The following is a 24548-nucleotide window of genomic DNA, read 5'->3' as shown; positions in this document are numbered from 1 at the left end:
ACAATTACCCGTACGGTTCTCCGCCCTGATGGCCATCCCCGAATGATCCTGCTCTGGACCAGCGTCATCCTTGGTTCAATGACGCTCAGCCTGATCGTCGTGATGGCTTGGCGCGAACGCTATCTGCAAAAGCAACTGGCGGAGTATCGCGCGATCATCAATAGCCTGTCCGAAGGCCAGAACATCCACAAGGATGACGACGCCGAGCGCTTCAAGCGCAGCCAGTATTTCGCTCGTATCGGCACCTGGGATTGGGATGTCGACACCGACCGGTTGTATTGGTCAGATGCCATTTTCGGCATGTTCGGCTTCAAGATCGGCGAAGTGACGCCCTCTTACGCCCTGTTCTGTTCCTGCGTGCATCCGGAAGACCGGCTCAGGGTTCGGGCCGGCGAACTGCGTTGCCTGGAAACCGGCGAAAACCATGATGAGGAATACCGCGTGGTGTGGCCCGACGGAACGATCCGCTGGCTGCGGGAAACCGGCAACGTGGTCAAGAACGACCACGACGAAACGATCAAGATGATGGGTGTGGTACGCGACATCACCGAAGAAAAGGCCTCGGCCAACTACCTCAAGCACCTGGCCCATTACGACCCGTTGACCGGCCTGCCCAATCGCCTGGTGCTCGAAGAGCGCCTGTCCGAAGCGCTGGAGTTGGCGCGCACCAGTGCCACGCGGGTGGCGCTGGTGTTTGTCGACCTCAATGGCTTCAAGGCCATCAACGACCGCTATGGGCATGCGGCCGGCGACCGCGTGCTGGTCACGACCGCCACGCGGCTCAAGCGCATCCTGCACGGCACCGACACCGTCGCCCGGATCGGCGGCGACGAATTCGTGGTCATCCTCCAGGACCTGCCCCAAGGCAAAAGCCTGCAAGATGAAGCGCGCACCATCTGCCAGAAAATCTTCGTCGAACTCTCCCCGCCCGTCACCCTCGGCAACGACCAGCGCCACATCGGCACCAGCCTCGGCGTCGCCGTGTTCCCCGATCATGCGCCGAGCATCGACCGCTTGCTGCACATTGCCGACCTGGCGATGTATGAGGCCAAGCGCAGCGGGAACAATCAGTATCGGTTGGGCACCGAGAGCCTGGTCCGGGCACACAGCGAATAACGCTTCGTCCTTGAATGCATTGATCCACTTAGCGCATCAATGCATACCAACAATGCAATTAACCTATCGATGCCCCTGCTCCACTATCCGCCCCAGCAAGAACCGTGCGCCGGGTGCTTTGTGAATCCATGTCGCCCCAGAGCAAGCAGCCCCTACCGGTCGGTGAAACAGGGCCGCCACTCCCATAAATGGGGGACTACACCCACTCAACCGGGTGTTTACCACCTAATTTGAGGAATATCCCCACCCTACACTTCACCAAAAAGACACATTTTGAAACAACTTACTTATTACTCAGTATCTTCCTCATCCATGGCCCGACGGTTGCATAACCCCTTGCAACGCAGGCAGATGCTGTCACCAACCGGGGATGGCGGGTTTCGCCGTTGCGCTATGTCGCGAGGGGAACCTCATGAAAATCATTGCATCGCCGTTCAATTCGTTCCGCTTCTTAAGGGTTTCGGGCGCAGGCTCTGTACTGTTGATCACCTTCAGTCTGTCCCCGGTCAACGCAGCACCGCTTGACGATGTCAGCCCGCCGCCGCCAACAGATCCTTCGGCGTATACCAACCCGCCGACCGACTTCAAGGCCGCGCTGGATGCCCTAAAGGCCATGCCACCCGCCAACCAGGGTTCCATCGCCTTGCCCAATGGCGTGTTCGGCACCCGCACCACGCCAACGACCGACAACGTGCTGCCGCCAAGCCTGCAGACATCCTTCAAAATCCCCACCAACGGCAAGCCCAGCCCGTTGTTCGGGGCCCAGCCGTACACTCAGCAACTGCTGCTGTTCGAAGAATTCGGCACGGAAAAACTCGACCCGACACTGCCGCCGCCCACCCTGACTTTCCCGGTTCCGATCGTCGGTCCGGCGCCCACGCAGGACCCGAACAACATCGCCCGCAGCGGCCCTTCGGCCGCCGCGCTGGAAGCCTTCATGCGCCAGCCGGGGCTGTACCCGTTTCCGGCGCAGTATTCCAACGTGCTGGACCGCAACCCGTGGAAAGCGCAGATCGAAGCCTTCCTCAACCGCCATCCGGTCAGCTCGCCGGCCGAAGGTCGTCCGCCAGGAAAAGGCTGGTCGCACCAGCGCTGGAACGAGTTCTACCCACAGGTCGCCTTCAAGACCACTCAAGCGGGCGCCAAGCTCAACGGCGGCATGCGCGACCGCCGCCAGTTGCACAACTACGCCGTCGGTGAGTTCGGGCCGGGCGGGCTCTACAACCAGACCTCGGACACCCCGGTCATTACGGGCACCACCAAAGGCATCGACACCCGTTTTCACCCCAACATGCCGATCCAGAACCACAAGGCGCTCTGGACCTTCGACGGCACCTTTCCGCCAAAACTGCTGATGGTGCGGTACGGCCAACCGGTGCTGATGCGTCACTACAACGCCCTGCCGATCGATCCGTCGGCCAACATGGGGTTCGGCCTGCACACCCTCAGCACCCACGAACACAATGGCCACTCCCCGGCGGAAAGCGACGGATTTTCCAATGCGTTTTTCTTTCCGGGGCAGTACTACGACTATCGCTGGCCGATCCAGTTGGCCGGTTACGACACCATCAACACCAGCGCTCAGGATCCGCGCGCGGCATTTCCCTGCGCCCCGGGCGAAACCCTGTTTGTCAACGATGCCACGCCGGGCCTCAAGACCTGCGACAACGGCAGCATCAAAATCCGTGGCGACTGGCACGAAACCATGAGCACCCACTGGTTCCACGACCACATGCTCGATTTCACCGCGCAGAACGTCTACAAGGGCAACGCGGTGATGATGAACTACTACAGCGCCCTGGATCGCGGTAACGAAGCGTTTGTAGACGGCGTCAACCTGCGCCTGCCCAGCGGTTCAGCGTTGCCCTGGGGCAACCGCGACTATGACGTCAACCTGCTACTGGCTGACAAGGCCTGGGACGCCAATGGCCAGCTGTGGTTCAACCCGTTCAACACCGATGGTTTTCTCGGCGACCAGCTCTTGGTCAACTGGCAGTACCAGCCGCGCCTGAAGGTGCGGGCGCGCAGCTATCGTTTCCGCATCCTCAACGGCTCGGTGTCACGCTACTTCAAGATCGCGCTGGTGCGTGAAATCGTCGGCACCGGTGGCGAATTCCCCGGCCCGACAGGTTCCGGCCTGTCCTATACCCGCGTGCCGTTCCACTTGATCGCCAACGACGGCAACCTCATGGAACACGCCGTGCCGTTCGACGGCAGCATGGACCTGGACGCTGACGGCGACCTGCAGGACCACAACGCCATCCTGCCCACCATGGGCATCGCCGAGCGTTACGACATCATCGTCAACTTCGCGAAAAACGGGATCAGCACCGGCGACAAGCTGTATTTCGTCAACCTGATGGAGCACCACGACGGCAAGGGGCCGGAGGCTTTACCGCCGAGCCTGGCCGATGTCCTGTCCGGCAGGTACAAGGCGGTGCTCAAGCTGGGCAGCAAGGGGCTGGAATGGGACGCCGGCGACCCGGTGGTGGGCAAGTTCCTGCAACTGCTGGTCCAGCCTTATGCCGGCCAGGACGTGAGCATGAACCCCGCCGACTACGAACCCGCCAAGCCGGGCAAGGCGATGGGTAAAACCATGCTTCCGCTGACCCTCAACCGTGACGACCCGACGGTGCAGGCCAAACTGAAACTGGCGCGCCATCGCGAGTTCATCTTCGGCCGCTCCGATGGCACCGACGAAGCCCCCTGGACCATCAAGACTGACGGCGGCTTAGGCTTCCAGATGGACCCTCGGATCATCAGCGCCGCTCCGCAACTGGCCAACGGTCCGACCGCTGCCGGGTTCTCCGGTGACGGCACCCTGGAAGTGTGGAAAATCAGGAACGGCGGCAACGGCTGGAACCACCCGGTGCACGTGCACTTCGAAGAAGGCATCGTCCTCAAGCGCGACGGCATGGCACCACCGGAATGGGAAAAATGGGCCCGCAAGGACATCTATCGTATCGGCGAGGGCATCGACAGCTCGCAGGACGTGGAAATGGCGATCCGCTTCCGTGAATTCGCCGGGACCTACATGGAGCACTGCCACAATACCCAGCACGAGGACACGTCCATGCTGCTGCGCTGGGATGTCGAGCACCCCGGCCAGTTCCAGTTGATGCCAACCCCCCTGCCCGGCTGGGACGGCGTCAACTACGTCAACTCCGCCGCGCTGCCGACCTTCCGCACTGGCGATACACGTGTCGAGGACCCCGATAACCAAAAACCGGTCGCCAACCCCGACAGCGCCATCAGTAACACCGGCCAACCGGTGATCATCAACGTCCTGGCCAACGACAGCGACCCTGACGGTAACGTGCCACTTAAAGTGGTGGGGCTGGAGCAACCGGACTCCGGCAAGGGCGAGGTCAGCACCGATGGCCTGCGTGTGACCTACACACCACCGGCCACGGTCCCCGCGCCGTTCACCGCGACCTTTACCTATAGGGCCGCCGATGCCAAGGGCGCCGAGTCGGCACCTGCGACGGTGTCCGTGGCGGTCTCGGCACCAATCAACGAGAGCCTGATCGTCACCAGCGCCACCGTCACCGCCCGCAGCAACAGCCGCTGGTATTGGGTCCTGTCCGGCACCACCTCCCGTGGCACGGGCAATACCATCACGGCGACGGCCACGACCACAACCGGTACGGTGAACCTTGGCGCTGCCGTCCTGACGCCTACAGCCACAGGCGCTCGCTGGAACATAGCAGTGACCACCGCCGGCAGTGGCCCGTCGCCTAGCCCGACGGCGACCATCAAATCGGCCTTCGGCAAAACCGTGACGGTGCCGATAAAGGCGAACTGAGTACAACCTGGCTTTAGCGATGAGGGCCTCATTGAGGCCCTCTTGCTAAAAAACTGACAACTTACCTGGCTGTCAAATCTCCAGAAGACCGGCATTTCAAGCTGTAGCTCGGAGCCAGAGTTTCCATCGTCGGCGTGTTATGGGTCGGTTGCAGCCCTTCAAGACAGGCAGCAATCGGCTGAAGCGGTCATTCATCAACACTCATGTCTTAGGCCGACTGCCTGCGTATAGCGAGTATCGCAGCACCAAATCCGATGAACGTTACCCCCACCACCCGGCTAACCCAGCGGGACAGTTCGGGTCGTACCAGCACGCCCTTGGCGCGCGAGGCCAGCGCGGCATACAGGCTCAACGACGACACTGAGAGCGCCATGAAGATCGCGGTCAGGATCAGAAATTGCGGGAACAAAGCTGCGCCTTGATCGATGAACTGCGGGAACAGCGCCGTAAAAAACAGAGTCGCCTTGGGGTTGGAGAGCGCGGTAAAAAAAGCCGACCTGTACAGCTTTAGGCGTGTGGGCCGCAGGCTCTGCCCCTCCTGAATGCCATCAGCCAGCAGCGGCGTCTTGTTGAGCAGCTGCCTCACCCCCAGGTAGAACAGATACCCGGCGCCGACGATCTTTACCATGTTGAACAACCCTTCGGAGCTGGCAAGCAGCGCCCCCAGCCCCAGCATCGCAGCCGCCGACAGGCAGAACAGGCCACTGGCATTGCCCAGCGAGGACCACATCGCGCTGCGTTGGCCATGGGCGAGGCTGTTGTTGATCGCCATCAATGTCGCAGGCCCCGGGCTGGCGATGGCAATCGCGGCGACCAGGGTAAAAGCCAGCATAGTGTTCGGGTCCATGGTTCCAGGCTCGTAGAAAATTGAGGGCATACTACCGAAGGTTTCGTTGCCTGATGAGGCAAAATACTCATCACCTACAGGAGCAATCGGAGCCCTGCCAGCGACCCCACAGCAATCGCGACGGTGAACAGCATCGGCAAGCGCCACGCTGCAACCAGTGTGATGCCCAATGCGATCAACTCTTCAGGATGAGGCGAGACAAAGTGTGGAGCGATCACCGAGATCAGCACGCACCCCGGTGCTGCCTCCATTACCGCGCGGGCACGCGGCCCGAGCTTGCGTTTGCGCAGCAGCAGATAACCCGTCAGGCGTGTCGCATAGGTGGCTGACGCCATGCCCACAATCGTCAGCAAAGCTGCCATGCTGATCACGACTCCATCGCCCGTAGGTAAGTGAACAACATCCCGGCGATGACGCCGGCGAACACGAACCAGGCGCCGGGCACCGTAAGGTAGACCAGGATCGCGACCAGCAGGCTGATCAACCAGGAACAGGCCAACCGCGAGCCTTTCCACATACCCCTGAGCAGCACGATGAAGACCGCCGGGAAGGCCATGGCAAAGCCATAGGCTTCGATGTTGCCCAGTGCCGGTCCGATCGCTGCGCCGATCAAGGCAAAACCGACCCAGACGGGGTAGAAAGGCAAGCAAGCGCCCCAGTAGTAGGGCCAGCTGAAGGCCGTTTGCTGCTGGGCCGAAGACCGCCGCAGGGTGTCGGCATAGCTGATCGCCCAGCCCTCGTCCGCCATGAAGAACAAGGCCGGGATCACCTTGCGTTTGGGCAAGTGCTGGAGATAAGGCGCCAGCGCCGCGCCCATGACGATATGACGGCTGTTGATCAGCAGGGTGATGAGCACGATCGTCAACATCGGTGGCACCGAAGCCCACAGCTTGATGGCGGCGAACTCCGAACCGCCGGCGAAGTTGAGGCCGGTCATGGCACCCACTTCAACCAGTGACAGGCCGACCTGGGAGGCTTGCGTACCGAGGACCATGGCATAAGGGGCGACCGCGAACATGACCGGGAGTGCGTCCCTCGCCCCTCGCAGGATCTCGCTTCTGGTGTTTGGGTGTGTCATTGGCGGCTGCTCACTGCATCGCTATTGCTGTCGTTGTGGCGACAAGTGTGAGTGCACTGGATCACCCAGAAAAGCGAATATCTGTTATACAACGCATTCGATTATCGAATGTCTGAATACGATGATTCATTCCAAGGATTTGCAGATCGACTGGTTGCGCACGTTCCTGGCAGTCGTGGATACCGGTTCCATGACCGCGGCGGCGCGTCAGGTTGCCCGGTCCCAGTCTGCGGTGAGCATGCAGTTGAAGAAGCTGGAGGACAGCCTCGGTCGACCGCTGTTCAAACGCGAACCGAGGCAACTGACGTTGACCCCTGCCGGGTATGACCTGCTCGGCCACGCCCGCAAGCTGCTCGAAGCCCATTCGACGATGGTTGATGCGATGCACGGAGGCGCGGTCTCCGGACGCGTCACCCTGGGCGTGCCGGATGACTATGCCCTGACCTATCTGATGCCGGCCCTGCGCAGCTTCATGACCCGCTTCGGCGAGGTCGAGGTCACCTTGGTCTGCGAAGACTCCGCAAGCCTCTGGGCAAAGGTCGACCGCGGCCAGATCGACCTCGCCCTGGTCACTCGCGACGGCCCTTCACGGGGCGAACTGCTGTTCAGGGAAGCGTTGGTATGGGGCGGCGCCGAGCAACATGAAGCCTGGAAGCGCAGCCCGCTGCCGATCGCCGTGCACGGGCTCAGCGAACGTTTACGTACGGCAATACTGGCCGCTATCTCGGGGTTGGGGCGTGAGTACCGAGTGGTCTACAACAGCCCCAATGTCAGCGGCCAATTGACGGTGATGGAAAGTGGCCTGGCGGTGGCCGTGGTAACTCGTTGCAGCCTCCCGGCACATCTCAAGGTGCTGGATACTCGGCACGGTCTGCCGGAACTGCCGGTGGCGGAAGTCGTGTTGACCCGAAGCCGAGACTCGACAGGCTCACGCGCTGTAGATGCGCTGTACGTACATGTTGCCGGGGCGTTGCGCGACCCACTATGCGATGGACCAACCCACGTCCCTGGGGGTGACAAACATGTCCTCTGAAAGTGCTCTGCCATGGGTACTGATTCCCGGCTTCATGCTCGACGAAACGCTTTGGGATGAAGTGATTGAACACCTGCCATCCACTCAGGATATTCACCTTGCCCACCTGCTTGAGGGACAGACTATCGCGCAGATCGCGCAGCACATTGCATCGTCTGCACCGCCAAGGTTTATCCTCGTAGGTTTTTCCCTCGGTGGCTATGTAGCAAGATCACTCGTGCAGCAGTTCCCTGATCGCGTGGCTGCCTTGGTCCTGATCGCCACCTCGTTACGTGCGGACTCGCCCGAGCAGCGGCGGATCAAGCAAGCCTCCATCGACGCCTCGGCACAAGGACAATTTCGTGGTTTGAGTTTCGCGACTATCGCGAAGTCGGTGCATCCGCAACGAGCTAATGACACGGCCCTGATTGGAAGAATTCGAGATATGAGCGCCCGCATGGGGCATGCGGCATTTGCCACTCAGTCCTTGCTGGATAGAGCGGATGTGCCAACGGACCAAATCCAGTGCCCGACTCTCATCATTGCAGCTGTACAGGACGGGCTGAGACAGGCAGACGAGGCACAGGAGTTGTGTGTGCAGATCCCGGGAGCACGGCTGGAGATGATTGAAGGATCGGGACATATGGTCCCGCTGGAGCAACCCGAAACGCTGGCACGGTTGATGTCGCAGTGGCTGGCTGCAACAGTGGTAACGAAGTAGTCGTGCCAGTTTACGAGCTGCCCAGAGTGAGATGGGTATCGAAACCGGTTTGCTGACTTCGATGGGATGCCCGCTTCACGCGCTGAGGAAGTCAGTCAACCAAAATCGAGGTTCTTGAGAATACCTCGCACAGGCCCCATCGTGGATTTATCCGCGATGGGGCCTGCAACCGCGTAGCTAAGTTCAGCCCGTAGCAAAAGCATCATACCGCCAGGATAAAGTCCGCCTGATCGATACCTGCACTGCTGACACCGACAAGGCGAATAGAGTCCACTCCGATCCCGATCAGCGTGTCCGCCCCGTCAGCCGCAATGCTCACGTTGGCAGCGAACGTCTCGCTGCTGATCCCCAGCCCCGCGATATTGAGCAGGTCCTGCCCTCCGGCCGGATTGACGTCGAAGTCCTGGATCGAGTCGTTGCCGAAGCCTGCGGCAGCAAACGCGAAGGTATCGTTGCCGAAGCCGCCGTTGAGCGTGTCGTTGCCCAGCCCGCCGAGGAACAGATCGTCACCCGCACCGCCGACCAGAGTGTCGTTGGCCAGGCCGCCCAGCATCCTGTGGTTTGCCGCCGCTGCATCGTAGGCCAGTTCACTGCCGCTGCCCTCGGCGTTCGCCTGCAAACCCGCCGCCGCGTATTGGCCATTCAGCGCGATCTGCGCCGCATGCGCGCCGTCGTTCACGATCAGCAGGCCGCCGGTGCCTGTGTCATTCGCTGCATAAGTGATCTGCGTATTGGCGCCGAACGCAATATCGCCAAAGTTCAGCGTATCACCCGCGGCAAAACCGCTGACGCTGCCACTGAACGCCGTCGACACATCAAGCTTCAGCGTGCCTGCCGCGCCGCTGTCAAACGTCACATGCTGATCGGAGGCAGCACCGAATTCCAGCATCGCCGAACCGCTGATAGTCGCGCTTCCCGCGCCTTGGGCATCTCCGTGGATGGTGATATTGCCATCGTTCGCCCACAGGCTGCCGCTGTTGACCAGCGCACTTTCAATCACCAATCCGCCGCTGCCGCTGGCTTGCAGCACCCCCGTGTTGGTGACGGCGCTGCTACCGGTATCGATCACCAGCGCATTGACGCCGCTGGCATGAATCAGGCCTGAGTTGACCAGCATCATCTGCCCCGCTCCCAACTGACCGGCACCCGAGATGGTGTTGTCGGCATTGGTGAGCACCGTGTCGGCGCTGCCGCCGAAAATCACGTTTTGCGCATTGTCGGATAGCAGCACCTGGCCGCCACCGGTCAAGGTCGCGCCACGGAACAGAATCTCAAGGCTGGTCTCGTTGCCGGTGGAGCCGAGCTCGATGGTGCCGCTGTTATGGATGCTGCCACCGAACGGCATGATCGCGCCGTCGGCAATGGTGAGGGTGCCGGCATTGTTGGTGAGCGGATCGACATCGAACTGGAAGTTCGCTTCGCTCAAGTCCGCGGCATCGACACCTTTCAGGGTGACCGTCTGGCCCGAGCTTATGCTGACCAATGCATTGCCATTGGCGTCGTTAGTGATACTCAAGTCAGCAAAGCCGGTGACGCCCGTGAAGCCGATCATGTCGATCTTGTCTGCCGTGGCATCGAAACTGTAGATCTGATTGTTGCCGATCGGCTGGGCGAAGACGAAGGTGTCGGTACCGGACGAACCGGTCAGGTTGTCGTCAGCGGACAAAGCGAAGATCGGTGCGCCCGGGGCATAGACTTCGACGTTGTTGAACACATAGGCGCTTGCGGTGCTGCCGTCGCTGTTGCTCCAGTGCATGTTGACATCGAGCACCAACGCACCGGCGAAGTCGCTTGGAGTTGTCACAGTCAATGCGCCGGGATCGCTGGTCTGCACGGTCCAGGTGCCGTCGCCGTTGTTGGTTCCTGCATTGAACGTCCATCCCGAGGGAACACCGCTGATGGCCACCGTTATTGGGCCGCTGATATCGGCCGACGGAACGTTGAGGGCTAGATTGATGGGTTCGCCAGCCACACCTGCCGGGAGATTTGCGTTAGAGGTGTACGCAACACCCGTATTACCAGCCAAGTCCGTGTAGGTGTTTGCAACGCTGGCTTTTACAGATCCATTGTCGGTTCTGGTGAAGTCCACTGTATAAGTAGTGCCGCTACCGGAGAAGTTGCTGAGGGTTCCGCGGCCTGCGGTGACACTGAAATCACTGATATCGAAGTTAATCACAGCTTCACTGAACATGATGGTTATTGTGCCGCTGCCGGTGTTCCCTAGCTGTGTCTGTGCCCCTGACGCTGTGAGCACGGTTATGGAGGTCACCGTCGGCGCTACGGTATCAACTGGCGTCTCAACGACGTTCTGCACGTTTACCGTAATGGTCTGCGTGTCGGTTCCGCCATTGCCGTCGGCCACCTGAACGTCCACAACGTAGGCGTTGTCACCGTCGGCGCCACCGATATCCTGGGGATTCTCGTAATCGGGCGCCGAATTGAACGTCAACACCCCGTTCGAACTGATCGAGAACTTGCTAAAGTCCGTCCCGGCCGTATTCAGGATCGAGTAGCTCAGCGTTTGCGCCGGCAGATCAGCATCGGTCGCCGCCACTGTCGAGACCGCCGTGGTGTTCTCCGCCACGTTGATCGAAGCCGTCGCACCACCGCCGTTGGAGGTGATCACCGGGGAGTTATCGTTGACGCCTGTCACGGTTACCGCGATCGCCTGGTCGTCAAACAGCGTGCCGTCCGATGCTCGCACAATCACGTCATAGACGTTGTTCGCTCCCGAGTCTGTCGGCGCTTCAAAGTTGGGCGCAGAGACAAAGCTCAGTACGCCTGTGCCTGAAGCGATCGAGAACTTCGCGGCATCCGCTCCACCGAAGATGCTGTAGCTCAGCGTTTGCGCCGGCTGATCAGCATCGGTCGCCGCCACCGTCGTGACCGCTGTGGTGTTCTCCGCCACATTGATCGAAGCCGTCGCACCACCGCCGTTGGAGGTGATCACCGGGGAGTTATCGTTGACGCCCGTCACGGTTACCGCGATCGCCTGGTCGTCAAACAGCGTGCCGTCCGATGCTCGCACAATCACGTCATAGACGTTGTTCGCTCCCGAGTCTGTCGGCGCTTCAAAGTTGGGCGCAGAGACAAAGCTCAGTACGCCTGTGCCTGAAGCGATCGAGAACTTCGCGGCATCCGCTCCACCGAAGATGCTGTAGCTCAGCGTTTGCGCCGGCTGATCAGCATCGGTCGCCGCCACCGTCGTGACCGCTGTGGTGTTCTCCGCCACATTGATCGAAGCCGTCGCACCACCGCCGTTGGAGGTGATCACCGGGGAGTTATCGTTGACGCCCGTCACGGTTACCGCGATCGCCTGGTCGTCAAACAGCGTGCCGTCCGATGCTCGCACAATCACGTCATAGACGTTGTTCGCTCCCGAGTCTGTCGGCGCTTCAAAGTTGGGCGCAGAGACAAAGCTCAGTACGCCTGTGCCTGAAGCGATCGAGAACTTCGCGGCATCCGCTCCGCCGAAGATGCTGTAGCTCAGCATTTGCGCCGGCAGATCAGCATCGGTCGCCGCCACTGTCGAGACCGCCGTGGTGTTCTCCGCCACGTTGATCGAAGCCGTCGCACCACCGCCGTTGGAGGTGATCGTCGGTGAGTCGTTGCTGCCTGCGATATGCACGGTGACCGAAGTGAGGGTGCCGTCGGCACTGCTCACCGGGAAGCTGTCGGTGTAGGTGGTGCCGGCGGCGAACTCGTTGTGGGCGGAACTGGCGACATAGGTCCAGGCACCGCCGGTGCCGATGGAGAACTTGCCGTAGCTGCCGGCGATGTCGGTCTGCGGGACGAAGGTCGCGGCGCTGTCGACGTCGCTGATGGTCAGGGTGCCGCTGGTGGAGATGTCGGCGGCGGCATTGGTCTCGGTGAGGTTGGCGATGTCGGCGGACAGTACGGCCGCATCATTGGTGCCGAGGATGTGCACGGTGACCGAAGTGAGGGTGCCGTCGGCACTGCTCACCGGGAAGCTGTCGGTGTAGGTGGTACCGGCGGCGAACTCGTTGTGCGCGGAACTGGCGACGTAGGTCCAGGCACCGCCGGTGCCGATGGAGAACTTGCCGTAGCTGCCGGCGATGTCGGTCTGCGGGACGAAGGTCGCGGCGCTGTCGACGTCGCTGATGGTCAGGGTGCCGCTGGTGGAGATGTCGGCGGCGGCATTGGTCTCGGTGAGGTTGGCGATGTCGGCGGACAGCACGGCCGCATCATTGGTGCCGAGGATGTGCACGGTGACCGAAGTGAGGGTGCCGTCGGCACTGCTCACCGGGAAGCTGTCGGTGTAGGTGATACCGGCGGCGAACTCGTTGTGCGCGGAACTGGCGACGTAGGTCCAGGCACCGCCGGTGCCGATGGAGAACTTGCCGTAGCTGCCGGCGATGTCGGTCTGCGGGACGAAGGTCGCGGCGCTGTCGACGTCGCTGATGGTCAGGGTGCCGCTGGTGGAGATGTCGGTGGCGGCATTGGTCTCGGTGAGGTTGGCGATGTCGGCGGACAGTACGGCCGCATCATTGGTGCCGAGGATGTGCACGGTGACCGAAGTGAGGGTGCCGTCGGCACTGCTCACCGGGAAGCTGTCGGTGTAGGTGATGCCGGCGGCGAACTCGTTGTGGGCGGAACTGGCGACGTAGGTCCAGGCACCGCCGGTGCCGATGGAGAACTTGCCGTAGCTGCCGGCGGTGTTGGACTGCGCCTGGAAGCTTTCCGGGCTGTCGATATCGCTAATGGTCAGGCTGCCGCCGGTGGTCAGTGGTGCATTGGTTTCGCTCAGCGTAACGCTGGCCGAGGACAGCACGGCGGCGTCGTTGCTGCCGGTGACGGTGATAGTCACCAGTTGGGTGTCGACACCGCCGAGGCTATCGCTGACCTGCACGCTGAACACTTCGTTGTGACTTTCTCCCGCCTTCAGTGACTGCACCGCACTGGCGACACCATTGGTGCCATTGGCCAGCGTGTAAGTCCACTTGCCGGTGTTGTCCACGGCGATCGAGCCGTAGATGCCCGTATCCGTACCCGCAATGCTCCAGGTCGCCGTGGCATCGTGATCGATGTCGGTCGAACTGAACTGGCCATTCACAGTGAGCGCGGTGTCTTCCTGCACCGCACCGGCATCATTGCCCGTCGCGAAACTGAGCACTGGCGCATCGTTGCTGCCGGTCAGGGTGATCGTCACGTTCTTGGTCACCGTCGCCCCGAAGTCATCGGTCAACGTCACCGTGAACACTTCGGTCTTGGTCTGGCCCTCGGCCAGGTACTGCGCCGCGCTGTTGTTCAGCGTATAGGTCCAGCCCACGCTGCCCGCCGCGTCGCCCGTGCTCTCGTCGCTGACAATGGCCACCAGCGTACCCAGCGCACCGGACGGCGCGCTCACGCTGGCCACATGTGCGTCATCGGCCAGGTCTACGTCGCCGAAGGCGAAGCTGCCGCTGGCCACCGTGGTGCCGTCTTCGGTCACCGCCCCGCTTTCGATTTCTGCCGCCGTCACCGTCGGCGCGTCGTTGGTGCCGGTGATAGTGATGGTCACATTCTGCGTTACCGACGAACCCTGACCATCGCTGATGGTGACCAGGTAAGTTTCGGTTACTGTCTGTCCCTGGGCCAGGTACTGCGCCGCCGCATTGTCCAGGTTGTACGTCCATTGCACAGAACCGTTGGCCGCGTTCGCAGCTTCGCTTACCGACGAGAGCATGAACGTACCAAGATGAGTAGTGTTGCCCCCCGCCGGCGTGAACGTCGCCATGTGCGTGTCATTGAGGTCGACGTCGTTAAAGACAATCGTGCCACTGGCCGTCAGCGAGTCGGTCGTGCTCGCAGTGGTGTCGGCGTCTTCGGTCACCATGCCGGCCTGCGCGCCGAGGCTGATCGTCACACCATCATTCACGCCCGAAAACTGCACGGTAGCAGTGGCCCAACTGAGCGTTCCATTGCCGAGGCGAATCGCATAGGTAAAGCTGTCCGTCAGGAGCTCACCAGTGGCAAGCGCCTGGAGTTGTTCCTTGAACTCACACGAGAAAGTAGCGGCGTCGTAGCCGACCTTCCCGTCCGAGGTGATCCAGATCTTTGCACCATTCTTACTGGTGTCAGAACTCGTCGCCTCAGCCCTCGCCGTATCCTGGGTCAGGAGGTCGGCCGGCGCATACGTCTTGGTGGCAGTAGAAAGACTGTCCGCGTTGTCGAGTGACCAGAGTGTCTTCGCGTTACCGCCGAGGTCATTGGACATGACGTCCCAATACACGACCCCCAGCAGATTTTCAGTGGTGGTATAGACGTCATCCTTCGCCTGCGGCGTGTTGGAAAACGAGGTAACGGTTCCGCCGCTGGTAGTGGTGGTGCTAGCCATGTCTTTCTCCCAAGAATGTCACTTCAAAGCAAAAAACCGCTGTGGGCCACCAACAGCCGCAAGCCGATTCTTCCTCAACCCACGAACACTTCACTCCACCGGTACCAGCCGGCTGGCCAGTAGCTTCACGCCCACCCCGGCCCTGCCGCCCAGCGGCTCAATGCGCACGATTTGTCCTTGCGCCTTGAACTTCATGGGGCCGCCGGGCGTGTCGAGTTCGATCTCGAAGTCAATCAAGCTACCCACCTGCTGCTCGCTATCGGTTTCGAAATACAAACCGGAGGCGCTGATGTCACGGATGACACCCTTGCCCCCGCCGATCAGTTGCAGCGACAGGGTGACTTGTTCACGGGGCTCAATTCGGTGTGCGTCTCTCATGACTGCAGTCTAAAAACGGCCGCTGTTTATTACATGAGTGCGCTATCCCTTTTTTCTAGGAGTCAATCACCCATGAAAACAGTGTTTTACGGGACAAATGTCATGGGAGGGGGGGACTGAAGCGCTATAGAAAAAAGCTACAGGCTGCAACGATTGCTATCATGATCAGCTAACACAACCCGCCTAAAGAGGCAGCGACCCGAATGCCAATTCAAGTCCTGTTAGTCGCTCTACCGCTCGTGGCCTGGGGCCTTGAGCGTCTGGTGGAAAGCGCTCAACCAAGGTTGGCGCTGGCGGGTTCGGTGGCGTCGGTGGCGCAATACCTGCTTTCGCTGCACCAATACGCGCCGGATGTGGTGGTGCTGGACCTGGACAGCGAGGACTGTATCGAGTCACTGGCCGAATTGCACAGACAGACCAAAGCCAAGATCCTGGTCGTGACAGGGTCGAGCGACGTGACGCTGCATGACAGTGCGGTGCTGGCGGGCGCACGTGGCGTGGTGGATAAGCGGGAGTCGGCATCCGCATCGACATTGCTCAAAGCCATAGAAAAAGTGCATGACGGCGAGCTCTGGATTGACCGCAATGCGACCAGCCGTATCTTCCTTGAACTGGCGCGCAAGAAAGTCGAGCGCGATATAGACCCGGAGCAACAAAAAATCGCCAAGCTAACGCGCCGCGAGCAGCAAACCATTGCATCGCTGGCCCGCGACCCCTCTGCCCCTGGCAAGTTGGTGGCCGAGAAACTGCACATCAGCGAACACACGCTGCGCAACCATTTGACATCGATCTACAGCAAGCTGGGCCTGACGAATCGCGTAGATCTGTACGCCTACGCACACAAGCATGGGCTTTCCACAGGCGACTGAGCCGATTCCTTCCAGATTGATCGAAAACCCGATCTACCCCACCCATCTCCTGCGAGGCCGGCAAGATTCGCCATCAATCTGCGTGACAGACCACTGCCGCAGTGGATCTTCACGGAACCCAGCCTTTATCCTTGACGCCCCCCGCTGTCCCGAGTCCTGGAGTTTCGCCCATGCCCCATGAAGGCAACCTGCTACAAGCCGCTGTCGTGTTTCTGATGGCGGCCGTACTCATCGTTCCATTAGCCAAGCGCCTGCAACTGGGGGCGGTTCTGGGTTATCTGTTTGCCGGGGTGATCATCGGCCCGTCGGTGCTGGGCCTGATCGACAACCCGCAAAGCGTCGCGAACATTTCCGAACTCGGCGTGGTGTTGCTGCTGTTCATCATCGGCCTGGAACTGTCACCGCGACGCTTGTGGGTGATGCGCAAATCAGTGTTCGGCGTGGGCTTGGCCCAAGTGCTGCTGACGGGTTCAGTGATCGGCGTGGTGGCGCTGTGGCTGTTTGGCCAGCCATTGAACACCGCGATCGTCCTGGGCCTGGGCCTGGCGCTGTCGTCCACGGCGTTCGGCCTGCAAAGCCTGGCTGAACGCAAGGAACTGACCAGCCCCCACGGGCGGCTGGCGTTCGCGATTCTGTTGTTTCAGGACATCGCCGCGATCCCCTTGATCGCCATGGTGCCGTTGCTGGCCGGTGGCGATCACAGCACCACCGTCAGCGAAAACCTGAACCACGGCCTGCAAGTGCTGGCCAGCATCGCCGTCGTGGTGATCGGTGGGCGCTATCTGCTGCGACCGGTGTTTCGCGTGGTGACCAAAACCGCGTTGCCAGAGGTCTCCACCGCCACGGCGTTGCTGGTGGTGATTGGCACAGCATGGCTGATGGAACTGGTCGGGATTTCCATGGCCCTGGGCGCCTTCCTCGCCGGCCTGTTGCTGGCGGACTCCGAGTATCGCCACGAACTGGAAGCCCAGATCGAACCGTTCAAGGGCCTGTTACTCGGGCTGTTTTTCATCAGTGTCGGCATGGGTGCGAACCTGAGTCTGCTGCTGAGCATGCCGGTGGCGGTGCTGGGCCTGACCCTGTTGCTGATCGCGATCAAACTGCCGCTGCTGTTTATTGTCGGTCGATTGGCCGGAGGCTTGAAGAACGTCAGCGCGATCCGCCTGGGTATCGTGCTGGCGGCCGGTGGTGAATTTGCCTTTGTGGTATTCAAGATCGGGCGAGATCACGGGCTGTTCGCGGCAGAACTGTATGACTTGCTGGTGCTGACCATCACCCTGTCCATGGCCGTGACACCCTTGTTGCTGCTGCTCTGCGCACGGTTGGTCAGCCCGAAAGTGCAACCGGTGGAAGTGCCGGAGAAGTTCCGCGAAATCGACGCCGACGCGCCACGGGTGGTGATCGCCGGCATGGGTCGCATGGGCCAGATCGTTGCGCGGATTCTGCGCGCGCAGAACATCAAGTTCGTGGCCCTCGACACCTCGGTGGAAACCATCGAACTGTCCCGCAGTTTTGGTGGCGTGCCGGTGTTCTACGGCGACCCGATGCGCCCGGAAATCCTCAACGCGGCCAAGGTCGGGGAAGCCGAGTACTTCGTGATCGCCACCGACGACCCGGACACCAACATCAAGACCGCCGAGCTGGTGCGCAAGCTCTATCCGCATATGAAAATCATCGCCCGCGCCCGTAACCGTCAGCATGTGCACCGGCTGATGGACGTCGGCGCACATGCCGTGCGCGAAACCTTTTACTCGAGCCTGGAAATGAGCCGGCAAACCCTGATCGGGCTGGGATTGACCCAGGCTCAGGCGGATGCGCGGATCAAGCGCTTCAAGCAGCACGACGAAGTGGTGCTCGAAGCCCAGCATGCGGTGTATGACGACGCGGTGAAAGTGATGCAGACGGCGCAGGAAGCGCGGGCGGAACTGGCCAGGTTATTCGAGTCGGATCACCTGCAAGAGCAAGCGGGCAAGAATTGAGGTGAATTTGAGGGCCCCTTCGTCGGAACGCCGCCCGGAGCAAGCCCGCTCCCACATTGGATCTTGGGTGTTCACAAATATTGAGCCTGACAGAGCCCCCTTGTGGGAGCGGGCTTGCTCGCGAAGAACGATAACGCGGTGCATTGGATAAACAATCATTTCAAAGGAATCCACCATGACTGACCAACCTGCCCCCGCCCTCAAGGAAATCTTCAACACCGAGCGTCTCCAGCACATCGCCACCGAAATAACGGCGGTGTATCCGGAATTCGAGGCCAGACGCTTCCTGAAGCTGGCCCGATCCGGGCTGGCAGACCTCAGTGTCATGCAGCGCATGGCCCGGGTCAGCGAATGCCTGCACGCGGTGTTGCCGCTGGACTATGAAGCGTCGCTGCAGGTGCTGCGCGCCCTCGCCCCGCGCCTGAACAGCGGCTTCGTCAGCATGTGCCTGCCGCACTATGTCGCCAGCTACGGCGCCCATGCGTTCGATCAGTCGATGGACGCACTGAAGTACTTCACCGCTTTTGGCTCTTCGGAGTTCGCAATCCGTCACTTTCTGCGCAGTGACCTCGAGCGCTCGCTCAAGCTGATGCATGCCTGGTCGCTGGATGACAACGAACATGTGCGGCGCCTGGCCAGTGAAGGATGCCGGCCACGCCTGCCCTGGTCATTCCGGCTGGAGCCCATTCAGGCCGATCCGACACTGGCCGCGAACATCCTCGACAACCTCAAGGCCGACACGAGCCTGTACGTACGCAAATCCGTGGCCAACCACCTCAACGACATCACCAAGGATCATCCCGACTGGGTGCTGGACCTGATCGAAGGCTGGTCGCTGGACAACCGGCACACCGCATGGATCGCCAAACACGCCCTCCGCAGCCTGATCAAACAGGGCAACCGGCGGGCACTGGCGATCATCGGCGCGGGCGGCAAGCCTGAAGTCGAGATCGTTGATGTAAAAGTCGAACCGCCGGTGATTGGCCTCGGAGAAAAAATCACCCTGTCGTTTGCCGTCAAATCCACCGTTCAAAGCAGCCAGCGCCTGGTGATCGACTACGCCATCGATTACGTCAAGGCCAACGGCAGCACCTCGGCGAAGGTGTTCAAGCTCAAGGCGCTGACGCTGCCGGGCAACGCCGTCGAAGCCGTCAGCCGTGGTCAGCAGATCAAGGAACTCACCACCCGCCGGCATTACGCGGGGCGCCATGCGGTGCACATCATGGTCAATGGTGAACGGCTGGCCAGCACGGCGTTCGAGATTCTTGCTTGAGCCCCAAGATGGATATTGGATGTGCTGCCGCCATCGCGAGCAAGCTCGCTCCCACATTGGTTTAGCAACGTTCGCAAAATGTGTGACAACACAGCACCCTGTGGGAGCGAGCTTGCTCGCGATGGCGTCCGTTCAGGCACCGTAGGAGGCTGGCCCGAGCAACAACCCTTGCTCCCGCTCACACATCTGCACCACATAATCCCACAACACCCGCAGCCGCACCGATTTGTGCAGCTCCCGGCGGGTGCTGATCCAGTAGCTGCGCTGGATGCTTTCGTCCGGCAGCAGCGGCACCAGACCGGGATCAGCGCTGGCCATGTAGCACGGCAGCACGGCGATCCCCAGGCCTGAGCGCGCCGCCTGTTGCTGGGCGATCACGCTGGTGCTGTGAAACACCACCCGAGGGTTGCGGCAGAAGCTGTTGAGGAACATCAGTTCCTGGCTGAACAGCAAATCATCGACATAGCCAATCCACGCATGACGCCCCAGGTCCTCCCGACTGCGCAACGGCGGTGAGCGATCGAGATAGTCCTGGCTGGCATACAACGCCAGGCGATAGTCAGTGAGTTTGCGGGTGACCAGCATGTCGGCGGCCGGGCGTTCGAGGTGGATGCTGATTTCCGCCTCGCGGTTGAGGATGCTGACAAAACGCGGCACCGCCACCAGTTCCACCTCCAGCCCCGGATAGCGCTCGAACAAACCGTTCATGCGACTGGCCAGAAACATGATGCCCAGCCCTTCCGTCACGCCGACGCGGATCTTGCCCAGCGGCGCGGTGGATTGGGTGATTTCCTCCTGTGCCAGCAGCGCCACGTTCTCCATCGCCTCGGCGTGTTTAAGCAACGCCTCGCCGGCCGGGGTCATCTCGTAACCCTGGGCGTGCTGGACGAACAGCGCCGTACCGAGGCTTTTTTCGATGGCCTCGATGTGCCGCGCCACGGTGGCATGGGTGGTGTTCAAGCGACGGGCAGCCGTGAGCAAACGCCCGCTGCGCTGCAATTCGAGAAAAAACCGCAGGTCATTCCAGTCGAACATGAATCGTCCTTGTTCGTTGCCGTTCGGGATGCTGTTTAAAAACGCACAGCAGCTGCGCAAAAACTAACATTCTTTTGACGAAAGCTAACAACTAGGATGACAGACAACAAGAACAACAACACGAGGTCAGGGATGCAGGCTTCCCTAGATGAATTCGATTACATCGTGGTCGGGGCCGGGCCGGCCGGGTGTCTGCTGGCCAATCGACTGTCGGCCGATGCGCAACATCGCGTGTTGCTGCTCGAGGCCGGCGGCCGCGACAACTATGCGTGGATTCACATCCCCGTGGGTTACCTGTTCTGCATCGGCAACCCGCGCACCGACTGGTGCTTCAAGACCGAAGCGCAACCGGGCCTGCAAGGTCGCGCCCTGAGCTACCCGCGCGGCAAGGTGCTGGGGGGCTGCTCCTCGATCAACGGCATGATCTACATGCGCGGCCAGGCCGGCGATTACGACGGCTGGGCCGCCGACGGCAATCCTGGCTGGAGCTGGCGAGACGTATTGCCACTGTTCAAGCAGAGTGAAAATCACTTTGCCGGCGCCGCCGAGTTTCACGGCGCCACGGGCGAATGGCGGGTCGAACGCCAGCGCCTGTCATGGCCGATTCTCGATGCGTTCCGCAGTGCCGCCGAGCAAAGCGGCATCGCCAGCATCGATGACTTCAACCAGGGCGATAACGAAGGTTGCGGTTATTTCCAGGTCAATCAGAAGGCCGGCATACGCTGGAACGCGTCCAAGGCCTTTCTCAAACCCATTGGCCAACGTCCCAATCTCACCGTGCTGACCGGTGTCGAAGTCGACCGCGTGTTGCTGGACAATGGCCGCGCCTCGGCGGTCAGCGCCCGCTGGCAAGGCCAGGCAAAAACCTTCAAGGCGCGCAAGGAGATCGTCCTGTGTGCCGGCTCGATCGGTTCGCCCAGCATCCTGCAACGCTCCGGCATCGGCCCGCGTCCACTGCTTGAGCGGCTGGGCATTGGCGTCGCCCATGAGTTACCCGGCGTCGGTGGCAACCTGCAAGATCACCTGCAACTGCGGCTGATCTACAAGCTGGAAAATGCCCGTACCCTGAACCAGATCGCCGGCAGCCTGTGGGGCAAGATGGGCATGGGCCTGCGCTACCTGTATGACCGCAGCGGCCCGCTGTCCATGGCGCCGAGCCAGTTGGGCGCCTTTGCCCGCTCGGGGCCGGAGCAGACTTCAGCCAACCTCGAATACCACGTGCAGCCGCTGTCGCTGGAGCGTTTTGGCGAACCGCTGCATGCCTTCCCGGCGTTCACCGCGTCGGTCTGCGATCTACGTCCGCAAAGCCGTGGCCGGGTGGAAATCCGCTCGGCCGATCCGCAAGAAGCCCCGCTGATCCAACCCAATTACCTAAGCCACCCGCAAGACCTGCGGGTCGCCGCCGATGCCATTCGCCTGACCCGGCGCATCGTCGCCGCCCCGGCCCTGCGTGCCTTCAATCCGGTGGAGTACCTGCCCGGCGACAGCCTGCAAAGCGAAGAACAGTTGCACGAAGCCGCCGCGCGGATCGGCACCACGATTTTCCATCCGGTGGGCACCTGCCGCATGGGCAATGACGCCGACGCCGTGGTCGATGCGCAACTCAAGGTCCATGGCATCCCCGGCCTGCGCATTGCCGATGCCTCGATCATGCCGCGCATCACCTCCGGCAACACCTGCTCGCCGACGCTGATGATTGCCGAGAAGGCTGCACAATTGATCCTCAACCCTGTTGTAAACACATCACCTGTGGGAGCGGGCTTGCTCGCGAAGGCGTCGTGTCATTCAACATCAATGTGAATGATCCACCGCTTTCGCGAGCAAGCCCGCTCCCACAAGGATCGCATTAGATTCACGGACACTGAGCATTACCCCTGAAATGGAACACGCAACACCAGTGGAACAACAAAAACAATCACTGTGAGGGATACCGGTATGTCAGAGAACGTTCAAACCCTGGAAGCCGTGCGCAGCGCGGGCACCAGTCAGGAAACCCAGAAAGTCATCTTTGCCTCGTCCCTCGGGACAGTCTTCGAGTGGTACGACTTTTTCCTCTATGGCGCCCTCGCGGCGGTGATCAGCAAGCAGTTTTTCGCCGGGGTCAACGACACCACGGCGTTTATCTTCGCGCTGATGGCCTTCGCCGCCGGCTTTATCGTGCGGCCGTTCGGCGCGCTGGTGTTCGGTCGGTTGGGGGACATGATCGGGCGCAAGTACACCTTCCTCGCCACCATCGTCCTCATGGGCCTGGCGACGTTCTGCGTCGGGCTGCTGCCGACCTACGCCAGCATCGGCATCGCCGCGCCGATCATCCTGGTGGTGCTGCGCATGCTCCAGGGCCTGGCCCTGGGTGGTGAATACGGCGGCGCCGCGACCTACGTCGCCGAGCACGCGCCCATCGGCAAGCGCGGCTTCCACACCAGCTGGATTCAATCCACCGCGACCCTGGGCCTGCTGCTGTCGCTGCTGGTGGTGCTGGGCTGCCGTTACTTCACCGGCGATCAGTTCGAAGTCTGGGGCTGGCGCATTCCGTTCCTGTTTTCCATCGTGCTGCTGGGCATCTCGACCTGGATTCGCCTGAGCCTGCATGAATCGCCGGCCTTCGTGAAAATGAAAGAAGAAGGCAAGCTGTGCAAACAGCCGATTCGCGACTCCTTCGGCAAGTGGGAAAACCTCAAGGTGGTGTTGATCGCCCTGTTCAGCATCAATGCCGGGCAAGCGGTGACCTTCTACGCCGCGCAATTCTATGTGCTGTTCTTCCTCACCCAGTTCCTGAAAATGGACCCGGCCGTGGCCAACGGTTTGCTGATCGTCAGCGTAACCATCGGCGCCCCCTTCTTCATTTTCTTTGGCTGGCTGTCGGACAAGGTCGGGCGTAAACCGGTGCTGATGATCGGCCTGCTGCTGGCCACCGCCCTGTACTTCCCGATCTTCAAGACCCTGGCCCACTACGCCAACCCGGCCATCGACCAGGCCAGCCGCCAGGCACCGATCACCGTGATGGCCGACCCGGCCACCTGCACCTTCCAGTTCGACCCGGTGGGCAAGGCGAAATTCGACAGCCCGTGCGACAAGGTCAAGACCTTCCTGGTCAAGCAGGGCCTGCCGTACCAGAGTGCTGTCGCACCGGCCGGCAGTGACGTGCAGGTGAGCGTCGGTGACGTGAAGATCGACGGGTTCGACGAAGCCGCCCTGCGCGGTGCCGTGACCCTCGCCGGTTACCCGCAACAGGCGGACATGCAGCAGATCAACAAGCCGATGATCGTGGCGCTGATCGTCGCGCTGATCATCATCTCCGCGATGTGCTACGGCCCGCTGGCGGCGTTGATGGTCGAACTGTTCCCGACCCGCATCCGCTACACCTCGATGTCCCTGCCCTACCACATCGGCAACGGCTGGTTCGGCGGCTTCCTGCCGACCGTGTCGTTCGCGTTGGTGGTGTACACCGGGGATATCTTCTACGGGCTGTGGTATCCGGTGGTGATCACCGGGGTGAGCCTGGTGGTGGGGATGATTTGCCTGCGTGAGACGCGCAACGTCGATCTCGACAAGAACTGAGGTCATTGCCCGCGACGAGGGAGCTGGCTCCCTCGTCGCGGCGATCAAACCCGATCAAACTTCGGCATCGAGCAACTCGAACTTCACTTGATCCGGGTAGAACGCCACGTACTCTCGAATCTGTTCGACAGATATCTTGGGGTTTTCGTAACTCCACACCGCGTTGGCGCTTTCATGCCCCGGCACCTGCAGGCTGAAATAACTGGCATCGCCCTTGTAGGGGCAATAACTGGTGTGGTCGGTGCGGGCGAAATACTTCTCGTCGATGTCCTCTCGCGGCACGTAGTACACCGGCGGGTAGTTGGCCTCCAGCAACACCAGGGCCCGCGCCGAGGCGGCCACTTGAATGCCGTGAAATTTTACCAACAGACAGCCAGGCTGCTCGGCGATGGTGATGACAGGGCTAGGACCGGAGCTTTTCATGGAAAACGTTCCTCATGACGGTAATGGACCTGCAAATCGATGTGGCAGCGTGGCTTGCCCGCGATGGGCTGCGCAGCAGCCCCAAAACCTGAAACCACGATTTATCAGGTATAACCC

Annotated in this window: 16 protein-coding genes; 9 read left to right on the top strand and 7 right to left on the bottom strand. The window is 61.1% G+C overall.

Features of this window, described 5'->3' with window-relative positions; translation table 11 throughout:
* Positions 1–42 precede the first annotated feature (42 nt).
* Together KGA98_RS08990 and KGA98_RS08985 are read left to right on the top strand one after the other, a co-directional pair.
* Positions 43–1116 (top strand): sensor domain-containing diguanylate cyclase, encoded by a 1074-nt coding sequence (locus KGA98_RS08990; RefSeq protein ID WP_223502120.1) that lies wholly within the window; start codon positions 43–45, stop codon positions 1114–1116.
* A gap of 412 nt (positions 1117–1528) precedes the next feature.
* Positions 1529–4921: an Ig-like domain-containing protein gene (locus tag KGA98_RS08985; RefSeq protein WP_223502119.1), complete on the top strand. Its 3393-nt coding sequence runs from the start codon at positions 1529–1531 to the stop codon at positions 4919–4921.
* 208 nt (positions 4922–5129) lie between these two features.
* Here KGA98_RS08985 and KGA98_RS08980 read toward each other — a convergent pair whose 3' ends face one another.
* The 3 genes from KGA98_RS08980 to KGA98_RS08970 form a co-directional block, all read right to left on the bottom strand.
* The gene (locus KGA98_RS08980) at positions 5130–5768 is read right to left on the bottom strand and encodes a LysE family translocator (protein WP_154862304.1); all 639 of its coding nucleotides are present in this window, start codon (positions 5766–5768) and stop codon (positions 5130–5132) included.
* A 74-nt stretch (positions 5769–5842) separates the two neighbouring features.
* Positions 5843–6130: an AzlD family protein gene (locus KGA98_RS08975; RefSeq protein WP_263286826.1), complete on the bottom strand. Its 288-nt coding sequence runs from the start codon at positions 6128–6130 to the stop codon at positions 5843–5845.
* A 5-nt stretch (positions 6131–6135) separates the two neighbouring features.
* Positions 6136–6846, bottom strand: coding sequence for an AzlC family ABC transporter permease (locus KGA98_RS08970; RefSeq protein WP_154862303.1), 711 nt, complete (start codon positions 6844–6846; stop codon positions 6136–6138).
* Between the two features lie 121 nt (positions 6847–6967).
* On the opposite strand from KGA98_RS08970, the gene KGA98_RS08965 reads away from it, so the two are divergent.
* Both KGA98_RS08965 and KGA98_RS08960 read left to right on the top strand, forming a co-directional pair.
* A complete protein-coding gene (locus tag KGA98_RS08965; protein ID WP_150814556.1) occupies positions 6968–7879 on the top strand; it encodes a LysR family transcriptional regulator in 912 nt (303 codons plus the stop codon).
* Entirely contained in the window at positions 7869–8579 is a 711-nt protein-coding gene (locus KGA98_RS08960; protein WP_263287826.1) for an alpha/beta fold hydrolase, read from the top strand. Before KGA98_RS08965 ends, KGA98_RS08960 begins: the two co-directional genes overlap by 11 nt.
* 202 nt (positions 8580–8781) lie before the next feature.
* Here the strand turns inward: KGA98_RS08960 and KGA98_RS08955 are convergent, their stop codons facing one another.
* Positions 8782–14916: a VCBS domain-containing protein gene (locus tag KGA98_RS08955; RefSeq protein WP_223502117.1), complete on the bottom strand. Its 6135-nt coding sequence runs from the start codon at positions 14914–14916 to the stop codon at positions 8782–8784.
* Between the two features lie 90 nt (positions 14917–15006).
* A complete protein-coding gene (locus tag KGA98_RS08950; RefSeq protein ID WP_154910473.1) occupies positions 15007–15294 on the bottom strand; it encodes a PilZ domain-containing protein in 288 nt (95 codons plus the stop codon).
* A gap of 311 nt (positions 15295–15605) precedes the next feature.
* On the opposite strand from KGA98_RS08950, the gene KGA98_RS08945 reads away from it, so the two are divergent.
* The 3 genes from KGA98_RS08945 (at position 15606) to KGA98_RS08935 (ending at position 19415) form a co-directional block, all read left to right on the top strand.
* Entirely contained in the window at positions 15606–16163 is a 558-nt protein-coding gene (locus tag KGA98_RS08945) for a LuxR C-terminal-related transcriptional regulator (protein ID WP_223502116.1), read from the top strand.
* A gap of 170 nt (positions 16164–16333) precedes the next feature.
* Positions 16334–18142, top strand: coding sequence for a monovalent cation:proton antiporter-2 (CPA2) family protein (locus KGA98_RS08940; protein WP_223502115.1), 1809 nt, complete (start codon positions 16334–16336; stop codon positions 18140–18142).
* Positions 18143–18317: 175 nt separating this feature from the next.
* Positions 18318–19415: a DNA alkylation repair protein gene (locus KGA98_RS08935; RefSeq protein ID WP_223502114.1), complete on the top strand. Its 1098-nt coding sequence runs from the start codon at positions 18318–18320 to the stop codon at positions 19413–19415.
* Positions 19416–19547: 132 nt separating this feature from the next.
* On the opposite strand, the gene KGA98_RS08930 is transcribed toward KGA98_RS08935, so the two are convergent.
* Entirely contained in the window at positions 19548–20450 is a 903-nt protein-coding gene (locus KGA98_RS08930) for a LysR family transcriptional regulator (protein WP_090454946.1), read from the bottom strand.
* A gap of 132 nt (positions 20451–20582) precedes the next feature.
* Here KGA98_RS08930 and KGA98_RS08925 point away from each other — a divergent pair, with 132 nt between their 5' ends.
* Both KGA98_RS08925 and KGA98_RS08920 read left to right on the top strand, forming a co-directional pair.
* Positions 20583–22250, top strand: coding sequence for a GMC family oxidoreductase (locus tag KGA98_RS08925; RefSeq protein ID WP_223502113.1), 1668 nt, complete (start codon positions 20583–20585; stop codon positions 22248–22250).
* 135 nt (positions 22251–22385) lie between these two features.
* A complete protein-coding gene (locus tag KGA98_RS08920; RefSeq protein ID WP_057715232.1) occupies positions 22386–24008 on the top strand; it encodes an MFS transporter in 1623 nt (540 codons plus the stop codon).
* A 54-nt stretch (positions 24009–24062) separates the two neighbouring features.
* Here the strand turns inward: KGA98_RS08920 and KGA98_RS08915 are convergent, their stop codons facing one another.
* The gene (locus tag KGA98_RS08915) at positions 24063–24431 is read right to left on the bottom strand and encodes a DUF427 domain-containing protein (protein ID WP_090454941.1); all 369 of its coding nucleotides are present in this window, start codon (positions 24429–24431) and stop codon (positions 24063–24065) included.
* Between the last annotated feature and the right edge of the window lie 117 nt (positions 24432–24548).

It is taken from the genome of Pseudomonas sp. BF-R-24, assembly GCF_019947335.1.
Lineage (GTDB): Bacteria > Pseudomonadota > Gammaproteobacteria > Pseudomonadales > Pseudomonadaceae > Aquipseudomonas > Aquipseudomonas jessenii.
The sequence above is the reverse complement of the archived record's forward strand: the minus strand, read 5'-3'. Positions and strand labels throughout refer to the sequence as shown.

Coding starts and splice junctions, on each gene's coding strand:
- KGA98_RS08970 (WP_154862303.1), bottom strand. CDS start 6,846: ATGACACACCCAAACACCAGAAGCGAGATCCTGCGAGGGGCGAGGGAC.
- KGA98_RS08990 (WP_223502120.1), top strand. CDS start 43: ATGATCCTGCTCTGGACCAGCGTCATCCTTGGTTCAATGACGCTCAGC.
- KGA98_RS08955 (WP_223502117.1), bottom strand. CDS start 14,916: ATGGCTAGCACCACCACTACCAGCGGCGGAACCGTTACCTCGTTTTCC.
- KGA98_RS08985 (WP_223502119.1), top strand. CDS start 1,529: ATGAAAATCATTGCATCGCCGTTCAATTCGTTCCGCTTCTTAAGGGTT.
- KGA98_RS08915 (WP_090454941.1), bottom strand. CDS start 24,431: ATGAAAAGCTCCGGTCCTAGCCCTGTCATCACCATCGCCGAGCAGCCT.
- KGA98_RS08960 (WP_263287826.1), top strand. CDS start 7,869: ATGTCCTCTGAAAGTGCTCTGCCATGGGTACTGATTCCCGGCTTCATG.
- KGA98_RS08940 (WP_223502115.1), top strand. CDS start 16,334: ATGCCCCATGAAGGCAACCTGCTACAAGCCGCTGTCGTGTTTCTGATG.
- KGA98_RS08950 (WP_154910473.1), bottom strand. CDS start 15,294: ATGAGAGACGCACACCGAATTGAGCCCCGTGAACAAGTCACCCTGTCG.
- KGA98_RS08925 (WP_223502113.1), top strand. CDS start 20,583: ATGCAGGCTTCCCTAGATGAATTCGATTACATCGTGGTCGGGGCCGGG.
- KGA98_RS08975 (WP_263286826.1), bottom strand. CDS start 6,130: ATGGCAGCTTTGCTGACGATTGTGGGCATGGCGTCAGCCACCTATGCG.
- KGA98_RS08980 (WP_154862304.1), bottom strand. CDS start 5,768: ATGGACCCGAACACTATGCTGGCTTTTACCCTGGTCGCCGCGATTGCC.
- KGA98_RS08930 (WP_090454946.1), bottom strand. CDS start 20,450: ATGTTCGACTGGAATGACCTGCGGTTTTTTCTCGAATTGCAGCGCAGC.
- KGA98_RS08965 (WP_150814556.1), top strand. CDS start 6,968: ATGATTCATTCCAAGGATTTGCAGATCGACTGGTTGCGCACGTTCCTG.
- KGA98_RS08920 (WP_057715232.1), top strand. CDS start 22,386: ATGTCAGAGAACGTTCAAACCCTGGAAGCCGTGCGCAGCGCGGGCACC.
- KGA98_RS08935 (WP_223502114.1), top strand. CDS start 18,318: ATGACTGACCAACCTGCCCCCGCCCTCAAGGAAATCTTCAACACCGAG.